Annotated in this window: 6 protein-coding genes, 1 tRNA gene and 1 other RNA gene; 1 reads left to right on the top strand and 7 read right to left on the bottom strand. The window is 37.7% G+C overall.

What is annotated here, in order from left to right; genetic code table 11:
- Window positions 1–10: 10 nt before the first annotated feature.
- Window positions 11–82 (bottom strand) — tRNA-Glu (locus tag HMPREF0631_RS03775).
- Window positions 83–533: 451 nt separating this feature from the next.
- On the opposite strand from HMPREF0631_RS03775, the gene HMPREF0631_RS03770 reads away from it, so the two are divergent.
- Entirely contained in the window at window positions 534–1733 is a 1200-nt protein-coding gene (locus tag HMPREF0631_RS03770) for an MGDG synthase family glycosyltransferase (protein WP_002843546.1), read from the top strand.
- A gap of 48 nt (window positions 1734–1781) precedes the next feature.
- Here HMPREF0631_RS03770 and HMPREF0631_RS03765 read toward each other — a convergent pair whose 3' ends face one another.
- From HMPREF0631_RS03765 to HMPREF0631_RS03745, 6 genes are all read right to left on the bottom strand, one after another.
- Window positions 1782–1964, bottom strand: a complete 183-nt coding sequence (locus HMPREF0631_RS03765; RefSeq protein WP_002843550.1) for a hypothetical protein — start codon at window positions 1962–1964, stop codon at window positions 1782–1784.
- Window positions 1965–1979: 15 nt separating this feature from the next.
- The gene (recR, locus tag HMPREF0631_RS03760; RefSeq protein WP_002843545.1) at window positions 1980–2579 is read right to left on the bottom strand and encodes a recombination mediator RecR; all 600 of its coding nucleotides are present in this window, start codon (window positions 2577–2579) and stop codon (window positions 1980–1982) included.
- A 12-nt stretch (window positions 2580–2591) separates the two neighbouring features.
- Window positions 2592–2936 carry a YbaB/EbfC family nucleoid-associated protein gene (locus HMPREF0631_RS03755; RefSeq protein ID WP_002843551.1) on the bottom strand — a complete coding sequence of 115 codons (345 nt, stop codon included), beginning with the start codon at window positions 2934–2936 and terminating at the stop codon, window positions 2592–2594.
- Between the two features lie 119 nt (window positions 2937–3055).
- Entirely contained in the window at window positions 3056–4765 is a 1710-nt protein-coding gene (gene dnaX / locus HMPREF0631_RS03750) for a DNA polymerase III subunit gamma/tau (protein WP_002843553.1), read from the bottom strand.
- Window positions 4766–4833: 68 nt separating this feature from the next.
- Window positions 4834–5097: signal recognition particle sRNA large type (gene ffs / locus HMPREF0631_RS09695), an RNA gene on the bottom strand.
- Window positions 5098–5427: 330 nt separating this feature from the next.
- Window positions 5428–5878: MBL fold metallo-hydrolase (locus tag HMPREF0631_RS03745; protein ID WP_002843552.1), on the bottom strand; the 451-nt coding region annotated here is incomplete at its 5' end.

Genomic DNA, 5878 nt, shown 5'->3' with positions numbered 1-5878 from the left:
TATTTAATTATGACTCATAGGGGATTCGAACCCCTGTAGCCGCCGTGAGAGGGCGGAGTCTTAACCACTTGACCAATGAGCCATGTTCTTATTTTACTGACCAGCCATTGGACAAGTATTATAATACCAAATGCCAATATGAAAGTCAATAGATTTTTCGATATTTTTTAATTATTTTTCTCAACATAGTGAATTGTAGTTTTATAATACTTGTAGCAAATATATATCCGTACACCACATAGACTATATCTGACCTAAATTGTATAGTATTTACTAGCTTCACAAGAATCTAAAAACAACCAAGCATCGATTATATAGAGTATTATATCACAATCTGAGCTATTTTTCTAACTCTTTTTTAAAATAAATTTAACTTTATCTTAAATTCTCAAAAAAGACTTTTATTCAGTCATTCTTTGTTTTATAATTTGATTTGAATGACTTAAGAGTTAGATTAAAAATAGGCTTTGTAAATCAATACATATAGTACAATATGCTAAGTAACATAGTCAAAAATATGTAAGGAGGATCAAATGAAGAAAGTATTAATAATGACAGCCTCTACTGGCGGTGGCCATAATAGGGCTGCCAAGGCAATAATAGAAGATATAGAAGCACTTAGATATAAGGATCAAAAAATCGAGTGTAAAATAATAGATAGCTTTAAGCTTGTAAATCAAACAATGGACAAGATAATATCTGACGGATATGAAATATCAGCCAAGTATACACCTACAGCTTATGGTAAGATCTATAACATATCCGATAAAAAGTTCTTTTCCTATAATGAGTTCAAAAACAATCCCCTGTCTTTTATAATGGCAAAGAGATTCAAAAAACTCCTTATAGAAGAACAGCCAGACCTTATAATAGGTACTCACGCATTCCCTCTTGTGGCCCTGAGTAAGCTAAAAAAGGGCTACGATGAGTTTCCACCTTTGGTATCAGTCTTGACGGACTATACAGCCCACTCAGCCTACTTACAGGATGAGATAGACTATTATATATGCGGAGACGAGTTTGTAAAAGAACTTCTTATTGAAGATGGTATAGAAGAAGAAAAAATCAAACCTTTTGGGATCCCTGTAGAAAAGGCCTTTATGGAATCTCGTGACAGGGATATAATAATGAACGAACTAGGGCTTGATCCAGACAAAAAGACAGTCCTTTTGATGGGTGGTAGCTTTGGAGCCGGAAATATAAAGAATACCCTTGATGAACTGGTCGGTATTGAACGTGACTTTCAGATACTTGTAATAGCAGGTAGAAACAAGTCTCTTAAGAGGTCTCTAGATGAAAGGATCAAATCCTACAATACGGATATAAACATCAAGGTGATAGGATTTACCAACATAATGAATGATATACTTACCATAGTAGATATACTTATAACAAAACCAGGCGGACTTACTACAACGGAAGCCCTCCTAAAGGAAGTTCCTATGGTAATCCCTTACTTTATACCTGGTCAAGAAGGAGAAAACCTAGACTTTTTAACAAACTGTGGTGTAGCCATCAGGACTACCAAGAAATTTTCGATTAAATCAGTCGTAAAGGTCCTAATAGACAACCCTGAAAGACTAGAAAGGATGAAGGATAATATCAGGTGTATAAGAAAGAACTGCTCTTCTTACAATATAGCCCTTCTATCTCTTGATATATTTGAAAATACCAGCGTAGACTACGATAACTTTTTGAATAGGAATAGGCTCTTAGATTTATTTGACCTTTAAAAGCAAAAAAGCCCATTTGACATTAGATCATCTGGGCTTATTTTATGCTTATTTTCCTGGCTCATAATAGTCTTCCTCATAGTCAAACTGGAAATGTCTGGCATTATTTCTAAAACTACCAGAATCATTTACCCTCTTGTACCTTGAGGACTTCTTTGATAGGCCTGTCTTTTTCTTGTTATGTCTTTTCTTCAATAGTAGGTCCATGGCCTTATTTTCATCAAAATCCATGTCATTCACTCCTATCTATATTTCCCTTCTACCCTCAAGTGCCTTGGAAATAGTTACATCATCTGCATATTCTAGGTCTCCACCTACAGGTAGACCATGGGCTATCCTTGTCACCTTGACCCCCATTGGCTTGACTAGTCTAGATATATACATGGCTGTTGCTTCTCCTTCTATTGTGGGATTGGTAGCCATTATAAGTTCCTTGACCTGCCCATCACCCAATCTAGAGATAAGTTCCTTGATATTTAACATCTCAGGACCAACCCCATCAAGTGGTGATATAACCCCATTTAAAACATGGTACTTGCCATTATAGTCCTTTGTCCTCTCCATAGCTGCTACATCCCTAGGGTCTTCAACAACACATATAGTGCTTGCATCCCTATGACTATTAGAGCATATTGGACATACATCAGAATCTGATATATTGCAGCATACACTACAGTATTTTATCTCCTGCTTGACATCTACCAAGGCCTTTGCAAGCCCCTTGACATCATTCTCATTCATATTTATAACGTGAAATGCAAGTCTCTGGGCTGTTTTTCTTCCTACTCCGGGCAGTTTAGAAAATTCATTTATAAGTCTATCTATCGGTTCGCTGTAATTTTCCATAATCTACTACCACTAGAATGGTAAATTCATACCCCCAGTTAGCTTGCTCATCTGAGACTTCTGCATTTCTTCTATATCCCTAAGGACCTGGTTTACAGCACTAATAACTAGGTCTTCAAGCATCTCTATATCATCAGGGTCAACTACTTCTGGCTTGATTGTTATAGATGTAAGTTCTCTTTTACCAGTCATCTTTACCACAACTGCTCCACCACCTACTGATGCCTCTACTTCTTTGGCCTCTAGTTCTTCTTGCTGTCTTTGCATATCTTCCTGCATCTTCTGAGCCTGCTTTAACAGGTTGTTCATGTTCATTCCACCTGGCATTCCTCCGCCAAATCCACCTCTTTTAGCCATATTACTTCCTCCTATTTAAGTTTATTTTCTTGTTTTTCAATTTTATTTTAATATTTGTCAACCTATATGAGATGACAAATAACATTTATAATTTTACCTATATTCAGGTCAAATATCAATTATTTTTCTATCTTTAATTTATCTCCAAGACTGCTCAATATACCAATCGCTGGATCTTGTCCAAGTTCCTGCTTAGGTTCTGGATCAGAAAACTCCATCTTGTCCATATCATCCTTGACTATAAACCTTACATCTATGTCCATCTTGTATATTTCACTGATTACATTTTTTATATATTTGCTAGTTTCTTCCTGTTTCAATCTTTCTATGGCAAAGGAAAATCCATCACTCAAGACAACATACAGGATATGGTTCTTGTACCTAAGTGCATGCTTGTCCTCCAAAAACGCCTTCAGTGGCATCTTCCTGTCCTTTACGAGTCTTTCAAGAAGCTTCTTCCAATTTTCTTCTATGTAAGCAAGACCTTCTTCGTCTATGTCCTCTAGATTTTGATCAAGACGGTCTTTTCTAGGAGATGATAAATCAGTTTCTTGTCCGTAACTACCCTTGTTTGTTCTATCCTGTCTTCCAACTCTCTGGTCCATATGACCCCTAGACTTATCAGACAAACTAGGTTCTGGGTCCCCTATACTTGTACCCACTTGACCTACTACTGTTATCCTGCCATCCTCTACCATTCTCTCTATGACTTCTAGCCTCTTTTTTATGGCCCTATAGGAGTCATCGGTTGCGGGACTTGCTAGTTTCATTATATATATTTCTAGGGTCATCCTCTGATTTGTAGACTGCTTTAACTTGTCTATAGCCTCTGACAATAGGTTTAATATCCTTATTATCTCCTCTGTATCTACGGACTTAGACTTTTCTAGCAACTTGTTCCTGTATTCTTCATTGAATTCTACAACAGAATCAGCTTCATTGAATATCTTCATCATCATCATCGACCTAAAAACACTGGTCAAGTCTTCAACCAAGAGCCTGATATCCTTGCCCCACATAAAGTAGTCATCAACTAGCTTCATAGACCTTGCAACATCGGATTCTATAATAGATTCAGAAAGACTTATAAGTTGACCTGGGGCCGCTGCACCAAGTAGGTCTAGGACCTCTTCCATGCTTATTGGCCCATTTGAAAATGACAGGCACTTGTCTAGAATACTCAGGGAGTCCCTAACAGAGCCCTGGCCATTTTTAGCCACCAATCTTAGAGCATCATCACTTATATCTACATTCTCTTTTTGGCAGATAAATTTCATCTTGTCTACTAGGGTGTCCAGTCCTATCCTCTTAAAGTCAAACCTCTGACACCTAGACAAAATAGTCGCTGGTATTTTGTTGGGTTCAGTTGTGGCTAGGATAAATATAACATATGATGGTGGCTCCTCAAGTGTCTTTAATAGGGCATTGAAGGCTCCTGAAGACAACATATGGACCTCATCTATTATATATACCTTGTACTTGGACTTGTTTGGAGTGTATTTTACTGTATCTCTTAGCTCTCTTATATCGTCAACGCTATTGTTGGATGCAGCATCTATTTCTATTACGTCTAAGTTAGACGCATCCATTATAGACACACAAGACTGGCATACATTACATGGCTTGTCCCCGTCATGAGTACAGTTTACAGCCCTAGCAAGTATCTTTGCTGTAGATGTCTTACCAGTTCCCCTAGTTCCACAGAATAGGTAGGCGTGGCTTAGATTATTCGTATTTATCTGGTTTATTAAAGTTTTTATTATATGGTCTTGACCTATTACATCCTCAAATACCATGGGTCTGTACTCTCTATACAAAGCCTTGTGCATACCATTACCTCCATAAAAAAATAGCAACTCCTAGGAGTTGCCTCGGGTCAACCCCGATTATTACTTAAATGTACACCATCCGTCGACAAGTATCTCCAACCGTTACCTTGGCAGTTGGCTCCTTATAGGCGAACCCAAGTCACACAAAAGTGATCACTTATCGCTGCTTTCTTCCGAATCTGACGAGGTTCATGAGCTTTCATTGCTTGGGACCCATCTATCAACACTACTTAACAAGGTCAGCATTACAGATAGATTGCCTCGGGATGGAATTCAACCCCGCTAAAGCGGATTGCGGGTACAGGGCACCGCTAACTCCCCATCTAGTACAAAAGAATTATAACACAAGCAGGGTAAATATTCAAGGAAAATCACTTTCACTAAAATACCCTTCTTATTCTTAGCAATTGATACTATAGTATTTCACTTATAGATTTAATAACGCTTTATGTATCCTCCCTCTTAAACCTAGGAGCAAGTTTCATGTATACTTCTTTTCCCCTATATGAAAAATCTGCCACCATTACATTGTTGAACATACCCTTGTTAAATCCAACCCCTTCTTCAGATTAAGAAAGATTTTCTTAAAATACAAGACACCTTGTCTTTCTTCCATAATGATATATCCCTTTTCAACCAAGTGGTATACATGGGCCATAGTCTCACCAGATGCAAAAAAACTTCTGGGCTGGTGGAAAATCATCCCACCCATCCGCCTTTATCCTCCATGATATCCTTGGGGCAAGGTCTCTGATAGTATACTCAATACCACTTTCCATAGCATCTAGAATCTCCTGCATCCTAAGCATATGGTGGTGAATAATAGTGTCAATCCTAGACCTGTAGTCTTTAATCAGGTCCCTATGAGTAGAAAATACATATTCTATATCCATCTTTTTAAGGTCTAATAGGGTATTGATATAGACTCCTAGCATATCCCCCTTATCAAATCCCCAAAATGTTATATTAGGAGTTATAGTCTCAAGTATGGTATCTCCACAAAATAGGATCTTGTGATTTTTCTCATATAGACCCATATGTCCTGGTGTATGACCCTTGATAGATATGACCTCAAACTCATAGTCCCCAGTCTTTATAGTAGCTCCTTCTTCT

It is taken from the genome of Peptostreptococcus anaerobius 653-L, from assembly GCF_000178095.1.
Lineage (GTDB): Bacteria > Bacillota > Clostridia > Peptostreptococcales > Peptostreptococcaceae > Peptostreptococcus > Peptostreptococcus anaerobius.
Note: the sequence above shows the minus strand (reverse complement) of the source record. Positions and strands in the feature narration are given on the sequence as shown.